The sequence below is a fragment of the Chryseobacterium sp. MYb264 genome (assembly GCF_035974275.1).
Lineage (GTDB): Bacteria > Bacteroidota > Bacteroidia > Flavobacteriales > Weeksellaceae > Chryseobacterium.
Genome location: NZ_CP142422.1, coordinates 3,499,283 through 3,518,482 on the forward strand (window position 1 = coordinate 3,499,283; position 19,200 = coordinate 3,518,482).

16 protein-coding genes and 3 tRNA genes are annotated in these 19,200 nt (G+C 35.7%); 15 read left to right on the forward strand and 4 right to left on the reverse strand.

Going from position 1 to position 19,200, the window contains the following annotated elements:
- Positions 1-35: 35 nt before the first annotated feature.
- Positions 36-920, reverse strand: coding sequence for a cupin-like domain-containing protein (locus VUJ46_RS15195; RefSeq protein ID WP_326981579.1), 885 nt, complete (start codon positions 918-920; stop codon positions 36-38).
- Between the two features lie 281 nt (positions 921-1,201).
- Between VUJ46_RS15195 and VUJ46_RS15200 the strand changes: the two genes are divergently transcribed.
- The 8 genes from VUJ46_RS15200 (at position 1,202) to VUJ46_RS15235 (ending at position 12,177) form a co-directional block, all read left to right on the forward strand.
- On the forward strand, positions 1,202-3,901 hold the full coding sequence (locus tag VUJ46_RS15200; RefSeq protein ID WP_326981580.1) for a TonB-dependent receptor: 2,700 nt from the start codon (positions 1,202-1,204) through the stop codon (positions 3,899-3,901).
- Between the two features lie 487 nt (positions 3,902-4,388).
- The gene (locus VUJ46_RS15205; protein WP_326981581.1) at positions 4,389-5,282 is read left to right on the forward strand and encodes a GLPGLI family protein; all 894 of its coding nucleotides are present in this window, start codon (positions 4,389-4,391) and stop codon (positions 5,280-5,282) included.
- Between the two features lie 183 nt (positions 5,283-5,465).
- Positions 5,466-5,747 (forward strand): hypothetical protein, encoded by a 282-nt coding sequence (locus VUJ46_RS15210; protein ID WP_326981582.1) that lies wholly within the window; start codon positions 5,466-5,468, stop codon positions 5,745-5,747.
- 185 nt (positions 5,748-5,932) lie between these two features.
- Entirely contained in the window at positions 5,933-6,187 is a 255-nt protein-coding gene (locus VUJ46_RS15215) for a FeoA family protein (RefSeq protein WP_326981583.1), read from the forward strand.
- Positions 6,187-8,220, forward strand: a complete 2,034-nt coding sequence (gene feoB, locus VUJ46_RS15220; RefSeq protein WP_326981584.1) for a ferrous iron transport protein B — start codon at positions 6,187-6,189, stop codon at positions 8,218-8,220. The genes VUJ46_RS15215 and feoB overlap by 1 nt, the downstream gene beginning before the upstream one ends.
- Before the next feature lie 226 nt (positions 8,221-8,446).
- Positions 8,447-9,286: a DNA damage-inducible protein D gene (dinD, locus tag VUJ46_RS15225; protein WP_326981585.1), complete on the forward strand. Its 840-nt coding sequence runs from the start codon at positions 8,447-8,449 to the stop codon at positions 9,284-9,286.
- 3 nt (positions 9,287-9,289) lie between these two features.
- The gene (gene glmM / locus VUJ46_RS15230; protein ID WP_326981586.1) at positions 9,290-10,672 is read left to right on the forward strand and encodes a phosphoglucosamine mutase; all 1,383 of its coding nucleotides are present in this window, start codon (positions 9,290-9,292) and stop codon (positions 10,670-10,672) included.
- 125 nt (positions 10,673-10,797) lie between these two features.
- Positions 10,798-12,177, forward strand: a complete 1,380-nt coding sequence (locus VUJ46_RS15235; RefSeq protein WP_326981587.1) for a tetratricopeptide repeat protein — start codon at positions 10,798-10,800, stop codon at positions 12,175-12,177.
- 41 nt (positions 12,178-12,218) lie between these two features.
- On the opposite strand, the gene VUJ46_RS15240 is transcribed toward VUJ46_RS15235, so the two are convergent.
- From VUJ46_RS15240 to VUJ46_RS15250, 3 genes are read right to left on the reverse strand one after another with little or no spacing between them, the layout of a single operon-like run.
- Positions 12,219-13,109 (reverse strand): DMT family transporter, encoded by an 891-nt coding sequence (locus VUJ46_RS15240; RefSeq protein ID WP_326981588.1) that lies wholly within the window; start codon positions 13,107-13,109, stop codon positions 12,219-12,221.
- Positions 13,096-13,749: a leucyl/phenylalanyl-tRNA--protein transferase gene (aat, locus tag VUJ46_RS15245; RefSeq protein ID WP_326981589.1), complete on the reverse strand. Its 654-nt coding sequence runs from the start codon at positions 13,747-13,749 to the stop codon at positions 13,096-13,098. Before aat ends, VUJ46_RS15240 begins: the two co-directional genes overlap by 14 nt.
- A 60-nt stretch (positions 13,750-13,809) precedes the next feature.
- Entirely contained in the window at positions 13,810-14,187 is a 378-nt protein-coding gene (locus VUJ46_RS15250) for a DUF3127 domain-containing protein (protein ID WP_326981590.1), read from the reverse strand.
- 189 nt (positions 14,188-14,376) lie between these two features.
- On the opposite strand from VUJ46_RS15250, the gene VUJ46_RS15255 reads away from it, so the two are divergent.
- The 7 genes from VUJ46_RS15255 to VUJ46_RS15285 all read left to right on the forward strand — a co-directional run bounded on the left by VUJ46_RS15255 (position 14,377) and on the right by VUJ46_RS15285 (position 19,176).
- A tRNA-Leu gene (locus VUJ46_RS15255) sits at positions 14,377-14,458 on the forward strand.
- Positions 14,459-14,464: 6 nt separating this feature from the next.
- Positions 14,465-14,540, forward strand: a tRNA-Gly gene (locus VUJ46_RS15260).
- 6 nt (positions 14,541-14,546) lie between these two features.
- Positions 14,547-14,630 (forward strand) — tRNA-Leu (locus VUJ46_RS15265).
- Positions 14,631-15,084: 454 nt separating this feature from the next.
- Positions 15,085-15,795: a response regulator transcription factor gene (locus VUJ46_RS15270; RefSeq protein ID WP_326981591.1), complete on the forward strand. Its 711-nt coding sequence runs from the start codon at positions 15,085-15,087 to the stop codon at positions 15,793-15,795.
- A gap of 3 nt (positions 15,796-15,798) precedes the next feature.
- The gene (locus tag VUJ46_RS15275; RefSeq protein ID WP_326981592.1) at positions 15,799-17,208 is read left to right on the forward strand and encodes a sensor histidine kinase; all 1,410 of its coding nucleotides are present in this window, start codon (positions 15,799-15,801) and stop codon (positions 17,206-17,208) included.
- Between the two features lie 604 nt (positions 17,209-17,812).
- Positions 17,813-18,307, forward strand: a complete 495-nt coding sequence (locus VUJ46_RS15280; protein ID WP_326981593.1) for a hypothetical protein — start codon at positions 17,813-17,815, stop codon at positions 18,305-18,307.
- A gap of 29 nt (positions 18,308-18,336) precedes the next feature.
- Positions 18,337-19,176 carry a YoaK family protein gene (locus tag VUJ46_RS15285; RefSeq protein WP_326981594.1) on the forward strand — a complete coding sequence of 280 codons (840 nt, stop codon included), beginning with the start codon at positions 18,337-18,339 and terminating at the stop codon, positions 19,174-19,176.
- Positions 19,177-19,200 lie beyond the last annotated feature (24 nt).

The window sequence follows — 19,200 nt, forward strand, 5'->3', positions numbered from 1 at the left end:
AAAAAAGACGTTTCAATTAGAAACGTCTTTTCATTTTATCTTCTAGGTAACCCCTTTTTCAAAGCGAGTTCTGCTCTTTCGACTGCTTTTTTCTCTTTCCAGTCCATGTATTTCTTCTTGAAATTCTTCTTCATAATATCATCAAACTTACGTTGGAAAGTAAGATTCCACAAAGAATGCGCTTTTACTGCCCAAGATTTATCCCAAGCTCTTAAAGAAATAGAGAAACTTCCGTCCAGATACTTCATCCAGTGCCACCAACCTGTTGGCATAAACAGCGTATCGCCATGCTCAAGATAACATTCAATACCTTCTACGCCATCTAAGGCAGGGAATTTTGTAAAATCCGGATTTTCAATATCATAATCTTCCAGAGCATACGTTGCATAAGGAATCTGGTATAATCTTTCTCTCCATTTGTAGTCAAAAAGGAGAACGTGCTTTCTTCCGTTGAAGTGGGTATGGAAAATATGCGCCATATCGATATCGTAGTGAAGAAAAGTTACAGAACCTTTTCCCCCAAAAAACATGGAAGGGTATTTATCTAAAAAACCACCCATTAAATCTTTTGGAGAGATATAATCATCTAATAATTTTTTAGCATGTTTTATAGGATCAAAAAAGAATATTCTAAGATCAGTAGGTTCTCTCTGGATAAGATCGATATAATCCTTGAACATCATTTTAGCTGCAGAAGCATTGATGGGAGCAGCGGGGTCAGCCTTGGAACTGTCGTATAACGGAACTTCTACATCTCCAACTACTTCTTTCATATACTCCATTGTCCATTTCTGGTAAGCAGGCCACTTTTTTGCCATATTTTTAATGACAACGGGCTTCCTGGGCTTTAGATATTTTTCTATGAATTCTTCTTGAGTAATATCATCTACAATATCTATAGGCTTTAAATTAATTCCCATCTTATAAATTTTATGTTACAAAATTATTAAATAAATACTTAGGTTGTAGCGTTTAAGTTTTTTTTAATCTATGATTCAAATCACTATTTTAAATATTTAGACTAAATAAAATTAAATAATTCGTTGTTTTTATTTATGGAAATATTTTTTTCTTAAATGTTGAAATTTATAACTATGTTTGTAGTGATAATAATTTGATTTAACTTTAGAGATCAAATAACATCTTTACTAAAAGTGTAACAAAAACTTAAAACCGCAAACTAATTACACAAATAATGATTATGAAAAAGAAGATTTCTTTGTTTTTGATGATATTTTTCTCGGTATTGTCTTTTGCCCAAAAAACAGTTTCGGGGAAAATTACAGATGAGGACGGAGTGGCGATTCCCAGCGCAAGTGTGACCATTGAGGAACCTGGAAAAGATGCAATTCTGGCATACGGAATTACCAATTCTAAAGGGGAATATAAGGTGACTTTTACCACGGCTGAGCCCAATGTAGATTTGAAGGTAAAGGCTTTCAACCAAAAACCATTAACAAAGCAAATCAGCAATAGCGATCAGAGTTTGAGTTTTAAACTTCAGTCTGAAGCTACCGAAATTAAAGAAGTTCAGCTGAAAACGAAGATGATTACTTCAAGAGGAGACACCATTGCTTATGATCTGAAGGCCTTTGACAGTAAAAGCGACAGAACATTGGCGGATGTCATGAAAAAAATTCCGGGTATTGAGGTAAATGCAGACGGAAGTATTCTCTATCAGGGAAATGCGATCAATAAATTTTATGTTAATGGTAAAGATTTAATGGAAGGCGGGTATGGAACAATTAATAACTCGCTTCCCAAGGATGCTGTACAAAAAGTGGAAGTTCTTGAAAATCATCAACCGGTAAAGATTCTTTCAGGTAAGGTTCCCTCTGATCAGGCGGCTATTAATATCAAATTAAAAAATGCCGTTACCATGACGGGGCGTGGCGAAGTGGGAACGGGATTCGGTGATCCTTGGTTATGGAATGTGAAGTTAACCCCTATGTTTTTCGGGCAGAAAAGTCAGTGGGTAGTCAACTATAAAACCAATAATATGGGCGAACAGGTTGAAAATGAAGGGAATATTCTGGCATTTGGAAGCGCCTGGGAGGGAAGAAGGATTAATGCCTCCCAAAATGACTGGCTGAATGTAGAAACGGCAAGTACTCCGAATACGCCGGTGAAAAGATATTTGATGAATAACGTCCATTATTTATCAGCCAATTACCTTACCAATATTGATAATAAGAAGGAATGGGAGCTGAAAGTAAGTGCCAATTATACCAATAATGCGGTAGAAAGAGAGGACTATAGGGAGACGACCTACCTTGACGGCTCTAAAATTATCAACAGTACAAGAAATAATTTTTTTACAGATAAAATTAAAGGAGAATTAATTTTTACTAAGAATGCGAAGAAAGGCTTCTTTAAGAATACAACGAGTTTCAGCCAATTCTGGAACGGTGATAGGGCTTTTGTCGTCCGCGACGGAAGAACAGGAGGGCAATCGGTACAGTCGCCGACATCATCTTTTCAAAACTCATTGAGTACCATTATTCCCTGGAAAGAAAAGATGGTTAATTTTAAGTCCTATATTAATTATCAGGATGACAGCCAGGTACTTGAGGTCTCACCAGCAAGCTATCTGCTGATTCCTTATAAAGAAAATGAAAATTCTCCTGTGGGAACTATTAATTTTGCGCCGGGAACTATCGCTCAACAGGCATTCAGACTTAAAACTTTAGACACTTCCCACTCTGCAAATATAAGTTTTTCAACTAAAGGATGGACATTTACTCCACAGGTCGGTTTCGATTTCTCCTCGGATAAATTAACAACCAATTTTGATGGGCAGGCTACTTCCGGAAGTCCTGACTTCAGTTCTGCGGCTTACGAAAATAATCTCCGCTTCACAGAAATCAACCCCAATGCATCAGTAGGCGTCAACTATAAATCGGAGAGTTGGAGTTTATTTGCCAATTTTCCTGTAAACTTTAATAACATTAAGGCGGAAGACGATATGAGAGGAGTTTCGAAATCGCTAAGTAAAGCTACTTTTACGCCAAATGTCTTTGCCCAGTATACATTTGCCTCTTTCTGGAAGGCAAGTGTAAATGGAAATATTAGCAATAATTTCGGAGACGTTAAATCTGCTTATGCTGGCTATATGCTTTTATCTCCGACAGGATTTAATGTAATGGATCCCCGAAATCCGATTCCGCAAACAACAACTTCAAGCGGTGGTGCCCGAATTGAATATAGAAACCCACTGAATAATCTTTTCTTTAATATCAATTATTCCCTGTCAGACAGTAAGCGAAACCTTCTGAGTTCACCGATTTTGGATCCTACCACAGGATTTACGCTTATGCAGTACAGAGACCAGGAGAACCATTCGAAAAATAACAGATTCAGTGCTGAGGTCGGAAAGTATTTCCCTAAATTTAAAACGAATGCGTCTGTAAGCTACGGAAATACCACTTCAATATCTGATGCTTTCCTTGATGAGCAGCAGTTCAAAAATAAAAATAATGCCCAGAATTATGGTTTTAAAATCAACAATACCTATTTCAGCTGGATGAGTGTGGATTATAATATGACGATCTCAAGAACGAAGCAGGACAGCCGTGGAGGCTCATTAGGAATGAATAAAGGGTATAATCATAATCTTGGGGTATTCTTTTACCCGATTGAAAACCATACTGTAGGATTTAACTGGGATCAGGTTAATACGGTGAACGGAGAAAATAAGTACAATAACCCCTTTTATGATATTTCCTACCAGTTTACGTGGTCTAAAAAGAAAATTGATTTCGAGCTGAAATGGATGAATATCGGAAACCGTAAAGTATTTGAAACCTATAATCTGGATGGTAACCTCGGAGCACTTACCTATACAAGGATTCAGCTTCGTCCAAGTCAGGTCATGTTTACCGTAAAATTCAACTTTAAATAAAATCAAAGCCAACCCCAACAGGTTGGTTTTTTATTTCCCCGGATATTCCCCATATTTTCGATGCCATCAGTTTGAAATCCGGGCGAAACTGTTCTATTGCTGAAAAATGGTGGTAAAGTTTATTTTTACTTAGAGGCTGTTTAAATTTTATTGCTAAAAATTTTTATAGCTATTTTGAGATGGATTTTTTGCTTCGTGTTTGCAGATTTAGCGGGCTAAATCAAAAATAGGAAGTGAAAAATACGCTCAAAAGAGCATCAAAATGGAGCAAAGATCAACTTCATTAAGGATAATAAATAAAACGGTAAAATTTTAAACAGGCTCTTAAAAAAGTTAAAAAAATAATGAACTGACGTTTATCATGTTATGGATTTCAATGAATTGGTTATCAGTGGTTAATTTATTTATTTCCTGCATCAAAAAAAATAAGTCAAAAAAACTGTAACAAAAAATACGAACCACTAACTAATTATATAAACCTTTCGAAATGAAAAAACTTTTCTCTATATTTTTACTGACCGCTATTTTTTTTGCAAACGCTCAGGAAAAGGAAACCGCCAACCGTTTCTTTTATGAATTGACATTTAAACCAAAGAAAGATTCAGCAAAGCTTGATAAAGTAATTACAATTCTGGATATTACGAGTAAAAAATCAATCTATCAGGATTACACAATACCGGCTCAGGACTCGATCTTAAAATTGACGGTAGAAGAGATGGAAAAAACAAAAACTTGGAAAGATGTAACCAAGTTGATAAAGATGCCTAAATTCTCTTTTAAAATTATCAAGACCTATCCAGATATGAAAGAGCAGTATGTTGACAGAATCAGCATGAATTTATTTGGATATGAGGATGACGTGAAATATAATTGGAATATTTTACCAGATAAAGAGAAAATAGGTGAATATAATACTCAAAAAGCATATGCTGAATTTGGAGGCAGAAAATGGACAGCATGGTTCAGTACCGATATTCCTTTTCAGGACGGACCTTATAAATTCTATGGTCTTCCGGGTCTCATTGTTAAAATTGAAGATTCTGAAAAAAACTATTCTTGGAAACTAAGTGGGAATAAAAAGATTGAAAATTATGATGAATTGTCCTATTCTGATAAAATAAACGCAAAATATGGAATTTCTCAAACGGTTACTCCGACAACAAAAGATAAGTTTGAAAAAGCCTATATTGCTTTTAAACAAGATCCGATGGCAGAATTCCGAAGCAAAGTTACTCCGGAAATGATGAATATGAAAATGCCGGGTTCAGATACTACCATTGGTGAAATGGCAAAAAAACAGGAAAAAATGGCTAAAGATTTCCTGAGTGCAAATGATAATCCAATAGAAATAAAATCACAGATATCCGAGAAGAAAAAATAAGCTTCATATCAACTAAATTATATTTATAAATCAACCTAAATACAGAATGGTATTTAGGTTGATTTTTTATATTTTGTGATAATCAGATGATGCTTTAACTTGTTTTATTTCAATAAAATAATTCATCGCTATTTGATATTTGCAATTTCTTTCCTATTTTAGCCTAAACAATAATTTACAACCATGAACAAATTTTTTTTAACTCTACTCGTAGGATCGTCTACTTTATTATTTGCTAATACAGAGAAGCCTAAAGAGAATCATCCTTTAAATGATCAAAATAATAAAGTTTTGATCGCTAAAAAAACAATAGAGACAGAAGAAACTGTAAAAAAAGAACCAATTACTTTAAAAAAGATAGGTAATCTTTCTTCTGATGCATGCTATATTGCGATGTCACAAGTTACCCCTCCGGCATTCCCTGATTATAGCCTTTGTGCGGCTTTAGCAGAAGCAGGGTATTAATTTGGCATCCTATTCTATTTTAATTTTAAAACTTTAGCGAATGATATTTTAATCATTCATCAACTAAATGATATTTATAAACCAACCCAGATACACCCACGTATCTGGGTTGATTTCTTTCATAGAAACCTGTTATTTAGATTAAATTTAAATAACGTATATTTGCATATACAAAAAAGTAGGCTTTGAAAGAGAAGGATTTACATAAGTTGAGCGGATTTCCCCAAAAAAAAATGGGGAAGATTGTAGGGTATGATAATGACAGTCTGAAAATGCCCAACAAGATCATTGAAATGGGGCTTCTTCCCGAAACTTTTTTTAGGATTTTGTATCAGGCGCCTTTCAACGGACCAATGTATGTGGAGTTTGGGGATGAAAAAAGCCGAATTGCTCTTCGTGAGGAAGAAGGAGATTATATCATTGTTGAAGAATTGAATTAATGCAGGACACTCAAAAAAAACAGGTACTTTTAGTAGGGAACCCGAACGTAGGAAAATCAACGGTTTTTAATGCGCTCAGCAACAAAAAGCAGAAAACCGGAAACTATGCAGGGGTTACCGTAGCCAGCCATTCAGGGAATTATACGTATAAAAACGAGGAAGTTGAGATTATTGATCTGCCGGGTTCTTATAGCTTGTATCCAAGTTCAGAAGACGAAGCTATCTTTTCGAAATATTTAATTGATAATCAGAAAGATTACGCCGGGGTTATTTATATTCTTGAAGCGCTAAGCTTAAAAAGAGGTCTTCTTTTATTCCAGCAGATTCAGGACTTGGGAATCCCAATGATTTTGGTTGTCAATCAGATCGATCAGGCAGAAAGAAGAGGAATTGACATTGATATCCAGAAATTTTCTGAAGCATTAGGCATAAAAATTATTCAGACTAACGCTAAAGAGTATCTTGGCATTGATGAAATAAAAGAAGCTGTCTTTCAAAACGAATTTCTAAAAATAGATCACCTTTCTTTTGAAACACCAACAGAGCACAAAGATTTCATCCAGAAATTAGCTGCTCACAAGGGGTTTGATAGTGAATATAAGGCCTGGTTGAGCCTTTCTTTAGGAACGGATCTCGGTAGGATTGACAGCATCACAGGTTTAATGAATGAGCCTGATGCTAAAAGTTTAGTTCCGAAAAGATTACAGGTTCAGGAAACCGTAAGAAGATATCAGAAAGTAGATAAGGTTTTATCCAATGTAATTACCAAAAAACCGCAGTTCAAAGAATTGCTGACGGAAAAGCTGGATAAGGTTTTAGTTCATAAATTCTGGGGATATGTAGTTTTCCTTTTCATCTTGTTAATTATCTTCCAGTGTGTTTTCTTCCTGGCAGCGTATCCAATGGATGGAATCGACTGGCTTTTTGGTGAGCTTGGTGCTTTCGCATCAGAATATTTGCCGGAAGGACCTGTCAATTCTTTGATTTCCAACGGAATTATTCCGGGAGTCGGAGGAATTGTCATTTTTGCCCCTCAAATCGGGATTTTACTTTATTTCCTGTATCTTTTGGAAGATTCCGGATACATGGCGAGGGTTGTCTTCCTGATGGACAGGCTACTTCGACCGTTTGGGCTAAATGGTAAAAGTATTGTTCCGCTGGTTTCGGGGACTGCGTGCGCCATTCCTGCGGTGATCTCTACGAGAAATATTGAAAACTTAAGGGAAAGATTGCTTACCATTTTGGTAACGCCTTTTATGACCTGCTCGGCGAGGCTTCCTGTGTACAGTATTATCATTGGATTAATTATTTCAGATAAAACATTCTTCGGAATACAGTATAAAGCCTTGGTTTTGATGGGAATGTATCTGTTAGGTTTTGCCGTAGCATTGCTTTCTGCTGCCATTCTTAAAGGTTTTATTAAAGATAAAGGAAAAACCTATCTTGTGATGGATTTGCCTACGTATAAAAAACCACTGTTCTTATATGATTTTAAAATGGTTTTGGGAAAAGTGTGGGACTTTATTACAGGAGCCGGAAAGATTATTTTCATTGTAAGTATCATCATTTGGTTTCTGAGTTATTTCGGACCCAAACAGCAGCCGGATCAGTTGGTGGCAACCAATGTTGAGCTCGATCATTCTTATTTGGCTAAAATGGGTAAAGGAATCGAGCCCGTTATTGCACCATTGGGATACGACTGGAAAATGGGCGTTGGAATCCTGACAAGTTTCGTCGCAAGAGAAGTGTTTGTAGGAACCATGTCAACGCTTTACAGCTTAGATGATGATGCTCCTGAAGTGAAAGTGATTGATAAAATGAGAAGAGATATAAAACCGAATGGCGAGAAGGTCTTCAGTTTTGCAACCGGTGTTTCGGTACTCTTGTTTTATGCGTTTGCAATGCAGTGTATTTCTACACTTGCAGTAGTCTACAGAGAAACCAAAAGCTGGAAATGGACTGGCTTACAGGTAGCGATGATGACAGGTTTGGCATACTTTGTGTCGATGATAGCATATCAGATATTAAAATAATGGACTCTTCATTAATTTTACAATACGTAATTGTTCTGCTAATCGTTGCATTCGCCTGTTACTCTTTATTTAAGGTACTCAGAAAGAATTTTGCACCGAAAAAGTTTAGCTCAAAAAGAACCAACTGCGATAAGGATTGCGGTTGTTCATAAATTTATAACGTTCCTTGTGGAAAACTAAACGAGTAGATTGATTTTATTTTTTCTAATTTTGTAAAAAACTACAGATGAAATTAGAAACAGTAGAATCATTAACTAACTCGTTTGAAGACTTTTCTCATACTACAGAAGAAGGAATCGAATTTTGGTTTGCAAGGGATTTACAACATTTATTAGGCTATTCTGAATGGAGAAACTTCAATAATGTAATTATTAAAGCTAAAACCTCTTGTGAGGTAAGTGATAATAAGATTTCAGACCATTTTGTTGATATCAACAAAATGGTAACACTAGGATCGGGATCCCAAAGAGAAATTGAAGATATTATGTTGACGAGGTATGCTTGTTACTTAATTGCTCAAAATGGAGATCCTCAAAAAGAACCCATTGCATTTGCTCAAAGTTATTTCGCAATTCAAACGAGAAAATTTGAAGAAATTCAAAAAAGAATAAAAGAATGTGAAAGACTTCAGGCAAGACAAAAGTTTAGTCTTTCAGAAAAAGAACTTTCAGGTCTTATTTACGAGAAAACAGGAAATGACAAGGATTTTGGGATCATTAGAAGTAAAGGAGATTTGGCACTTTTTGGCAAAACAACCCAACAAATGAAAGACATTCTAAATATTCCTCAAAACAGACCTTTAGCAGATTTCCTTCCAACAATTACTATTAAAGCGAAAGATTTTGCAACAGAAATCACAATCTTTAATACAAAAGATAAGGATTTGAAAACTGAAAATGCTATTTCATCTGAACATGTAACAAACAATAAATCGGTTCGTGAAATTTTATTACAAAGAGGGATTGTACCCGAAAATTTACCTCCTGAAGAGGATATTAAAAAGCTGGAAAGGAGAGTAAATTCAGAAAGTAAGAAAATAGAAAAGAATCCAAAGAAATTAAAGTAAATTATGTCATTAATAAAAAGTATTTCAGGAATCCGAGGAACCATTGGCGGTAAAGTAAATGATAACTTAACGCCGTTGGACGTGGTCAAGTTTGCTTCGGCATTCGGAACCTGGCTTCAGACTCAAAAAAATAAAAAAGATTTAACGTTGATCATCGGAAGAGACGCCAGAATTTCTGGGCAAATGGTTTCTTCTTTGGTGACAGCAACGTTACAAGGTCTTGGAATCAACGTAGTTGATTTGGGACTTTCTACCACTCCGACCGTTGAAATTATGGTTCCGGAACTTAAAGCAGACGGTGGAATTATCCTTACCGCTTCTCATAATCCTAAACAATGGAACGCTCTGAAATTATTGAATGATAAAGGAGAGTTCATTAGTGGTGAAAATGGGGCAGAAGTTTTGGCTTTGGCTGAAAGCGAAGACTTCAACTATGCTGAGGTGGACGATTTAGGAAATTATGAAACCAGAGACGATGCTTTCGATATTCATATTCAGCAAATTCTAGACTTGCCGATGGTAGATGTTGAAGCGATTAAGTCTAAAAACTTTAAAGTGGTTTTAGATGCTGTAAACTCTACGGGAGGTATCGCAATTCCAATGCTGTTGGATAAATTGGGTTGTGAGACAGTAAAATTATATTGCGAGCCGACAGGTCATTTCCCACATAATCCTGAACCGTTAAAGGAACATTTGGGAGACATCTGTGAATTGGTGAAAAAAGAAGGCGCAGACTTCGGAATCGTTGTAGATCCGGATGTTGACAGATTAGCATTGATCGATGAAAAAGGCGAAATGTTTGGGGAAGAATATACGTTGGTTGCCGTTGCAGATTATTTATTGAAACATAAAAATGGCGTGGCAATTTCCAACCTTTCTTCAAGCCGTGCTTTGAGAGATATTGCTAAAACTCACAATTCAGAATATTTTGCAAGTGCTGTAGGAGAAGTAAACGTGGTTACTTTGATGAAGGAGAAAAATGCAGTAATTGGTGGTGAAGGAAACGGAGGAATTATTTACCCTGAGCTACATTACGGAAGAGATTCTCTAGTGGGTGTTGCTCTATTTTTAACACATTTAGCAAAGGAAAATAAAACTGTTTCTGAGTTGAGAGCAGGATATCCGAGCTATTTTATGGGTAAAAAGAAAATTGAGCTGACTCCGGAAATTAATGTGGATGATATTTTAACCAAAATGGAAAAAGAATATCAAAATGAAGAGGTTTCTACGGTAGATGGCGTAAAAATAGATTTTGAAAACAATTGGGTTCACCTTAGAAAATCTAATACAGAACCGATTATCAGAATCTATACAGAGGCTAAATCTCAGGAAGAAGCCGACAAATTGGGTGATGATATAATAGCTAAAATCAATAGTTTGATTTAAAAAAATTTAACAGCTAATTCATCATTCTAAAAAAAATAATTATTAAATTTATAGTACTAAGATTTTCAGAACAGAGTATTTGTATATCTCATCTCTCAAGTCTTAAATCTTAAAACTGGTTTATATTGGAAGAATATTTTGGAAATGAACTTGTAAAAAAGTTCGAAGAAATGATGGAAACTCATGATGAATTATACTTTGATACAGAAGAGTTAGAAGACATTATTGTTTATTATCTGGAGCTTGGAGACTTTAATTATGCCGATACAGCGGTTACTTACGGTTTAAAGCTTCATCCCAATTCTTTAGATATCAAGATCAAAAAACTTGAGATTCTTCTGGAATGGGAAGAGTATAATACAGCAAAAGACCTTATTGATGAGCTGAAAGGTTCTTCTATGGAAAGCACAGACTTTTTGGTGTGCTACGCGAAGTATTATTCGAATTTAGGAAATCCGAGAAAATCCATTGAAATATGTAAAAAAGCGCTGGAACTGAAAGAAGAAGAGAACTTCCTTCACAATTTTATCGCGGATGAATATGTGAATCTTGGAGATCCTTTTAACGCGCTTAAACATTACAGAAAAGCACTTAAAGAAGATCCTACGGACGAGTATTCTTTAGAAAATTCCATGATTTGTTTTTCTGAACTGAATAAGAGCGAGGAGGCAATTGCCTTTCTTAATGAATATTTGGATGAATTTGCCTATTCAGAAATTGCCTGGTTTGAATACGGACAGTTTTATTTCAACAGAAAGAATTATGAAGAAGCCATAAAAGGTTATGATTACCTGTTGGCCATCAATTCAAGCTCTGTTGGGGTATATGCCAATAAAGCGGCTTGTTATGAAGCGCTGGGACAGTATAAAAAGGCCATTGAAGTGTATGAGGAAATGTTGGAGTTAGAATACACCAAAGCCTTTACATTTTATAAAATAGGCCTTTGTTATAAGGCTTTAAAGCAGCCCACTGTTTCATTAAACTTTTTTCAGAAATCATTGAGAGAAGATCCTCAGTTCTATCTGGCGATGATGGAACAGTCTTATCTTTACGAAGAAATGGGCGGTATGACGGAAGCTCTACATTTTGCAAAAGAAGCGACCTTTCTGAATGGAAGTAATCTCGATTATCAGAAAAGGCTGGCATTTTTATTCATTGATTCAGGAAGCTTTGAAGAAAGTCTTTCCTGTCTGAAGATATTGGTAGAGGCTGAACCGGCGAGATTTTATAATTGGTATGCGTATTCTGAGGTGCTAATGCTATTGGGGGAATATGAAGAAGCCATTATGATTTTAAATAAAGCGGTAAAAGCACATCATAGAGCCGAATTATTTTATCAGCTAAGCAACTGTTATCTAAATCTTAAAGAACAGCAAAAAGGGATAGAATCACTTCAGAAAGCTTTAGAACTGGATTCTTCATTGGTTTCGGATATGCAGAAAAAATATCCGTTTATTAAAGATGAAGTGAAAAAAGTAAAAGCTAAAGTAAAAAAGAAGAATTAATCTTAAATAAAAAGAAAATCCTGCGGAGATGCAGGATTTTTTTATTGTATTGTTTTTGGTTTAGATCTTAAAAATATTAATCCAGCAATGATAATTCCCGCACCTACGAATTGCATTGATGTTAATTTCTCACCATCCAAAAATCCCCAAATAATAGCAACGATCGGCATTACCAAAGTTACAGTTGAAGCAAAAAGAGGAGTGGATACTTTTAACAATCGATAATTCATCATCATCGCCAATCCGGTTCCGAAAATTGAAAGTAAACTAACAAATAGTAATCCCGTTAAATTATTTTCATTAAAACTAAAGGTCGAAAAAAATCCTGAAAAAGCCAACGCAATTACCGATGGTAAAAATAAAACGAAAGAAAATACAAAAGCCGACAAAACTGTTGAAGAAACTTCCATTAATTTAGATTTTACCGTTGTTGTGCTCAAGGCGTAACAAAAAGTAGCTAAAAGCAATAACAAAATCGGCAGTAATTTAAATGAACCGCCTTCTCCGTCACCACCACCAAAAGCCAGTAAACAAACACCTGTAAAGCTTATTAAAGTCCCGATAATCTGTTGTTTTGTGGTTTCAAACTTCCAGATCAAAGAGCCGACAATAATCACAAAAATAGGCATCATTGAGTTGATAATTCCTGCAATACTGCTGCTCACCTGTGTTTCAGCAATCGGAAATAAAAACATCGGAATAAAATTACCCGTAAATGCTGCTAAGATTAACCATTTTAAGTGCTTTTTCGGAAACAGTTTATATTTTGAGATCGCTACAGGCATTAAAATAATTCCGGCAATCAAAACACGCAAAGCTCCTACCTGATAAGGATTGAAATGTTCTAAAGATTTTTTAATTAAAATAAAAGAAGATCCCCAGATAATACTCAAAACAATCAGAAGAATCCATTTTTCTTTATCTGCGTTCATTGTTTTTGTGTAAAATTTTTAAAAATTCTCTTTTGGGAATCATTTTCGCACCAAGACTTTCGAGATGTTCTGTATGAGACTGACAATCAATTAATGAAAGGTTATTTTTATTACTTTCAACAAAATGAATAAAGCCAGCTTTGGAAGCATTGCTTACCTTGGCAAACATACTTTCTCCACAAAAAACATCGCCAACCTGCAAACCATAAAATCCACCAACCAGGTCTCCGTTTTGCCATACTTCAATGCTTTTTGCCAAACCATATTCATGAAGCTGAATGAAAGATTCCATCAATTCATCAGAAAGCCAAGTTCCTGTTTGTCCTCTTCGGCTAATTTCCTGACAATTTTGAATAACCTCCCTGAAATGTTGATTTTCGGTAAAACTGAAAACATTCCGAGCCAATATTTTTTTCATCGATTTTGAAATCTTCAATTCCTCAGGAACCAATACAAATCGAGGATCGGGGCACCACCAAAGAATTTCTTCATCAGGATTATACCAAGGGAAAATTCCTAACTGATAGGCAAACCAAAGCCTTTCGATGGACAAATCTCCACCAAAGGCAATTACTCCTTCGTGCCCGTCATACAATTCCGGATCGGGAAATGAAATTTCGTTTTCGTCTAATCGAACCATTGTTAGAAAAAAAATCCCACTTCATAAAAAGTAGGATTTGTATTTGATTGTATTCTTTAATTAAAAAGGTAAATCGTCATCATCATCTCCTGCGAAAGGATTTTCGTTGGATACTGAAGATGCAGATTGAGAAGGTGCTGCCTGTGTAGGCTCTGAAGCGTTATCAAAAACTTTTTCTACTCTCCATCCTGTAATAGAGTTGAAGTATTTAGTTTCACCCTGAGGAGAAACCCATTCTCTTCCTCTGATGTTGATTCCCACCTTTACATTTTCACCTTCTTTCAAATTATCCAATAAACTAATCTTATCAGACAAAAATTCTATGTTTATCGGTTGTGGATACTGTTCCTGAGTTAAAATAACCATTTCTCTCTTTTGGAAACCGCTCGCAAATGTTTGAGCATCAAATATTTTCTTTACCGTTCCTTGTAATTCCATATCGTAATTATTAACGTGGTAAAAGTAAGAAAATCAATCGTAATAAAGGGTACGAGAAAAAAAAAATGTAAAAATTTTAATTTTTTTTGCTGAAAAGTTTGGAGGTAAAAGAATTTATCCTATCTTTGCACCACTGAAAACGGAAAACGATACAAGTTCTTTAAGAAATAAGTTTTCAGAATAGACAACGCGGATGTGGTGTAATTGGTAGCCACGCCAGACTTAGGATCTGGTGCCGAGAGGCGTGGGGGTTCGAGTCCCTTCATCCGCACAGTATGCGAAAATAGCTCAGCTGGTAGAGCACAACCTTGCCAAGGTTGGGGTCGCGGGTTCGAATCCCGTTTTTCGCTCCACTCCATGCCCTGGTGGTGGAACTGGTAGACACGCAGGACTTAAAATCCTGTGCCTCTTTTGGCGTGCGGGTTCAAGTCCCGCCCGGGGTACTAAAACCCTCTGTAATTTATTACGGAGGGTTTTTTGTTTTATATCTTAAAATTTTTAGCTATCTATGGATCAAGCGCAAAATTTGGGGACTAAGCAAAAAGTTTAACTCATCAGAACGTTTTTTTTGTTACTCTCGCAGATTTTGCAAATGATGCAGATTTTTTCCTTGCACTTTACATATTGAACACTATGTTCTCCAAGGTTTTTGACAACTACTAATCGTTGACAGGCTTACCAGGCCATTCTACTTATCAGAGATCACTAAGATTAAACAAAAAAATATCAGCAGCATCATCTGTGAGAATCCGTATATCTGTGGGAAATAAAAATATAGGTGCATTCGTGGCAAAAAAGATACTTCAACAATTTCTCCCCAGGTTTTGAAACTGATCCTTCATCTTCCTTCTTCCAAGACAAATAAATTTTCTATTTTTGTGAAATTCCTTATTTCAAATGAAAAAGATTATCCTTATTGAAGACGAGACAAGTGTGGTGTCCTTTATTAAAAAGGGGCTTCAGGAGAATGGATACGAAATTTCTGTGGCTTTTGACGGGCGTACAGGTGTCCGGCTTGTACAAACCAATGATTTTGATCTGGTAATTTTGGATATTATGCTGCCCGAAATGAATGGTCTGGATGTCTGTAAGGAGATTCGAAAAACCAATCAGCATGTTCCGATTTTATTTCTGACTGCCTTGGGAACGTCTGAAAATATCGTTCTCGGATTGGAAAGTGGAGGGGATGACTATTTGGTTAAACCTTTTAAATTTATCGAGTTGGTAGCCCGTGTGAAGTCTTTGCTGAGGAGGAGTCATAACGGAGGATCTGTTCCTGAAATTATAGAGCCAGAAGTAGACAACAAGCATGTTTTTCAGTTTTCAGATTTGGTGTTGAATGATTATACTAAAAAAGTGACGCGCTCCGGAGAGGAGATTTCGCTAACTTCAACGGAGTATAAATTGCTTTTATATTTTCTAAATAATCCCGAAAAAGTAATTTCCCGAGCTGAAATTTTAGATGCCGTCTGGGGAGTGAATTATGAGCTGGGAACAAATGTAGTAGATGTGTATGTGAATTATTTAAGGAAAAAATTAGATCATCAGGATGATAATAAATTAATCCATACCGTGATAGGAATGGGGTATGTGCTTAAAAAACCGTAATGAATGTTTAATAAAGTAATCACAAATCAAACTAAAACGATGGTGCTTTTGATGTTGGTATTTACCGCCATCATATTGCTGTTCAGTGGATTGGTTTATTTTTCGATTGTTAATTTTTCGCATCAGAGGTTTTATGAGTTATTAAAGATTCGTACCACAACCATTGTTCAGATTGAAAAAAGTAAGGATGATCTGGATATTCCTGAAAATTATATTCTGAACAGTTTAAATGATGAAGAGTTGCCAATGGAGCGCGATTATGTTTTTGCGATTCCGGCAGATTCTAATTATAAAAAAATTTCCCATGAAGTTCATATTCCGGATTATTTTTTCAAGAGTATTGTGAAAAAAGGTGAAGCCAATTATAATGATAAAGAGTTTTACTATATCGGGCAAACCTTTAAACATGATAACAAAGATTATATTGCGATAGCTTCCGCCAAAAACCACTATGTGGTTTATTATTTGGGCTTTTTAAAGCGAACTTTAATTACCTGCATCGTACTTTCTCTGTTTTTTAGTATGATTTTTTCTTTTTATCTGTCTAAAACTTTATTTAAACCGATCTTAAAAATTACGGGTAAAGTAAAAGAAATCAGTTCTGAAAACCTGCATTTACGCCTTGAGCCACAACCGGATAATAAAGAGTTAAATGAGTTGGTCGATACTTTCAACGGAATGTTGAATCGTATTGAAACTTCTTTTGAGACTCAAAATCATTTGATTGGAAATGTTTCCCACGAATTGAGAACGCCTTTAACATCCATTATGGGCGAGGCAGATGTGGCGCTTTCCATCAGCAGGACGAATGAGGAATACAAGGAGACGCTGGGGATTATTCTGGATGAGGCTGAAAAGCTCGATAAAAAAATTAAAGCTTTATTAATGATCGCTCAAACCGGATTCGACGGTAAGATTCAGAAAATGGATAAGGTGAGAATGGATCAGTTGCTTTGGGATGTGATTGAAACATTGAGAAGAATAGATTCACGAAATAATATCTATCTCGACATCAGTATGTTGCCTGATAATCCCAAGAAGTTAAAGGTTCAGGGTAATGAACAGTTGTTGCATCTCGCCGCGGCAAATATTATCAGTAATGGCTGTAAGTATTCTAATTTCCAGCAGGTTAAAGTTTCTCTGGGAGCTACGGATTCAGATGTTTATCTGATCGTAAAAGACAATGGAATCGGGATTCCGAAAGAAGAAATGAATAAAATTTATGATCCCTTTTTCAGGGCTTCCAATACCAAAAATTACGAAGGCTACGGAATCGGACTTCCTTTGGCGAGAAATATTGTAAGAATGCACCGGGGAGAACTGATTGTAAGCTCTCATGAAAATGAAGGAACTACTGTGCAGCTTCGTTTTCCTAATTTTTACAGTGTCCAGCAGGAGGAAAAGTTGGATTAATTTAAAGTAAAAAGGTAAAGGTAAAAAGAGCTAAGTAGCTGAGGGCAAGGTCGAGAAAGAGGGGCCATTTGTATTACATTTTATATCACACGTTACTTTAGTCTTATTGAATATCAAGCAGGTATCGTCGATTCTTGACAGATAAAACTTCCGACCTCCGGCTTCCTGCTTCCATCAGATGAACCGAATTTCCACTTCATATTAACGTGGATTTGATGGTATTTCCCTTGTTTTCAATTTGTTAAAATTAATGAGTAGTGAATAGTGAATTTTGATGCACAAGTGAATTTTATGTATGGTTAAGATTGATCATTGACTCGAAGAAATTCACGATTCACAATTCATCAACCCTCATCTGTGGGTCTTAAAAGGCTGCTTTTTCGTTCTGTTGACAATAAAACTTCCAGCCTCCAACTTCTATCTTCCAGCTCTTTAACTAATGTTTTTTTTTCATCGAATTCATGTATATTAATTTCCATTAACAATTTTCTAATCTCATTTTAATCTCTTTAATGACATTTTAATTCTATTCCAAAGAGCTTCTAATTTGGTCGTTCTAGTTTTGTATTATCAAAATAAGATAACGAAACTAAATCTTAATACTATGACCAAAACGATTTTAATTGCCACAGATTACTCTCTTGAGTCTTTAAATATTTTGAAGAAAGTGCTTAAAGAGAAGGATGCTTCTGAAGACCAAAATCAGTATAATATTCTTTTGGTTTCAGGATACGATATGGGAGACTCTATCAGAGATCTTCTGTTCAAGACAAAAAGTACGATTTTCAGTAAAATAAAATCCAGGGAATTCAGCGATGCTTACGGAATTATAAAGAACAAATATCCACATCTCATCAATAGGATCGTGTGTGATGTTTTCACAGGAAGCTTCCAGCGTACCTTCAATAACTTTGTGAAAGCGGAAAATATTGAGGAGGCATATTACTCTTCGTCCATTAAAAGTAAAGGGAAAGGAAAGTTTGACATCGTTCCTTATATCAAAAAATGCAAGGATTTAGAATGTCACGAAATTACTGTCGAGATGCCGGAGAGACTTCCTGAAAAAGGAAGGCTGGCAGAGATCTTTGTGGAGGCTTAGAGTAGATTAATTATTAAAAAACAAAGAAAATGTTAAGGAATTATAGTAACAGCAGGACTTTGGGAGACAACATCAGGTTGGGGACGCTGACTGCCTTTACGGCAGGTACTATAAATATAGCATCCCTATTGATATTCCTCTCTTTTACCTCAAACGTAACAGGGCATTACGCCATTTTAGCAGCGGAAATAAGTAAAGGAAACTGGGGGCAGGTAGCTGTTGTCGGGCTATGGATTTTCCTGTTTTTTTTCGGAGGCTTTGTGTCGAATTTTATTGTTATTAATTTCAATAAAAGAAGTAAATATTTTGCCCATGCAATGCCTTTAATCTTAGAAATCATCTGTCTATTGTTTGTCGGAATTTACGGGCAGTTTTATTATCAGAAAACTCTGGAAGAAACGGAATATCTGGTAGCACTCATGTTATTCGCAACCGGTTTACAGAATGGTTTAACGGCAAGTATTTCCAATTTTTCGGTGAAAACAACCCACCTTACAGGTACCACAACCGATTTGGGTATTTTGGTTTCCATGTTTACTCAGAAAAAATTCCGAAAGAATGGTGAATTGGTGGCAAGAGCAAAATTACTTTCGAGCATAATGTTTGCCTATGTTTTGGGTGCGGTTTTCTCGGGATTAACTTATTATTATCTTGAATTCAGAGTGTTTTATGTGATCAGTTTGTGCTTATTGGTTGTTATCGGATATGACGCTTATAAAATTCATATCAGGCACTTTAATACGCAATACAGATACAGTAAAATCTATAAGAAACCGAACATCCTGGCTTATCTGTATGATAAGATTCACGGTATTCCTGAAATTAAAGAAAAGCGGGAGAAAAAGAGAAAGCTTGTATTTGAAGATTAATTAAATACTAACGATGAATATATG

Coding starts and splice junctions, on each gene's coding strand:
- VUJ46_RS15195 (WP_326981579.1), bottom strand. CDS start 920: ATGGGAATTAATTTAAAGCCTATAGATATTGTAGATGATATTACTCAA.
- VUJ46_RS15200 (WP_326981580.1), top strand. CDS start 1,202: ATGAAAAAGAAGATTTCTTTGTTTTTGATGATATTTTTCTCGGTATTG.
- VUJ46_RS15205 (WP_326981581.1), top strand. CDS start 4,389: ATGAAAAAACTTTTCTCTATATTTTTACTGACCGCTATTTTTTTTGCA.
- VUJ46_RS15210 (WP_326981582.1), top strand. CDS start 5,466: ATGAACAAATTTTTTTTAACTCTACTCGTAGGATCGTCTACTTTATTA.
- feoB (WP_326981584.1), top strand. CDS start 6,187: ATGCAGGACACTCAAAAAAAACAGGTACTTTTAGTAGGGAACCCGAAC.
- dinD (WP_326981585.1), top strand. CDS start 8,447: ATGAAATTAGAAACAGTAGAATCATTAACTAACTCGTTTGAAGACTTT.
- glmM (WP_326981586.1), top strand. CDS start 9,290: ATGTCATTAATAAAAAGTATTTCAGGAATCCGAGGAACCATTGGCGGT.
- VUJ46_RS15240 (WP_326981588.1), bottom strand. CDS start 13,109: ATGAACGCAGATAAAGAAAAATGGATTCTTCTGATTGTTTTGAGTATT.
- aat (WP_326981589.1), bottom strand. CDS start 13,749: ATGGTTCGATTAGACGAAAACGAAATTTCATTTCCCGATCCGGAATTG.
- VUJ46_RS15250 (WP_326981590.1), bottom strand. CDS start 14,187: ATGGAATTACAAGGAACGGTAAAGAAAATATTTGATGCTCAAACATTT.
- VUJ46_RS15270 (WP_326981591.1), top strand. CDS start 15,085: ATGAAAAAGATTATCCTTATTGAAGACGAGACAAGTGTGGTGTCCTTT.
- VUJ46_RS15275 (WP_326981592.1), top strand. CDS start 15,799: ATGTTTAATAAAGTAATCACAAATCAAACTAAAACGATGGTGCTTTTG.
- VUJ46_RS15280 (WP_326981593.1), top strand. CDS start 17,813: ATGACCAAAACGATTTTAATTGCCACAGATTACTCTCTTGAGTCTTTA.
- VUJ46_RS15285 (WP_326981594.1), top strand. CDS start 18,337: ATGTTAAGGAATTATAGTAACAGCAGGACTTTGGGAGACAACATCAGG.